This window comes from Ventosimonas gracilis (assembly GCF_001580025.1).
Classification (GTDB): Bacteria; Pseudomonadota; Gammaproteobacteria; order Pseudomonadales; family Pseudomonadaceae; genus Ventosimonas; species Ventosimonas gracilis.
In genome coordinates, this window is record NZ_LSZO01000207.1 from 1 (window position 1) to 459 (window position 459).

The 459-nt window shown below is 56.6% G+C and carries 1 protein-coding gene; it reads right to left on the reverse strand.

What is annotated here, in order from left to right:
• Positions 1–459, reverse strand: a 459-nt coding sequence (locus AXE65_RS13905; RefSeq protein WP_239685093.1) for an LAPAL motif-containing putative phage structural protein, incomplete at both ends; no start/stop codon positions are given.

Consider the following 459-nt stretch of genomic DNA (forward strand, 5'->3'; position numbering starts at 1 on the left):
GCCTGCAATGGCCCTCGGTGTTCGTGAACGCGGGTAATGATGTGGCGAAGCTTCAGGCCGTTATCGGTCAAGCTATGGATGCGCTGCAAGTCCACCCGCAACACGTCCCGCTTGCCGAACCGCCAGCCCGCATTGATTCGGGCAAGAAAATCCTCGTCGGCAATTTCGGCGTGGAAGGCAACGCTGCCATCGGAAAACCGCCATTTGTGGCCTTCCTTGAAGGCGGCGGATTCGATTTGCAGCCATACATTTTCGGTGACATTGTCGGAAAGTGTTTCTTCGTCTTGCGCGGCGGCGGCGATAAAAAATTTCAGCTCTTCGCTGCGGACAATGGCTTGCGCTTGTCCGTCTTTGCCCGCAGCGAAAAGGTCGATACCTTCGCGCTCAAGCGGCTTGAGGATTTTGGCCATCGACTGGCGCACTGTGTGGGATTCGTAGAGTTTGGCGGTGAGCAGGCTT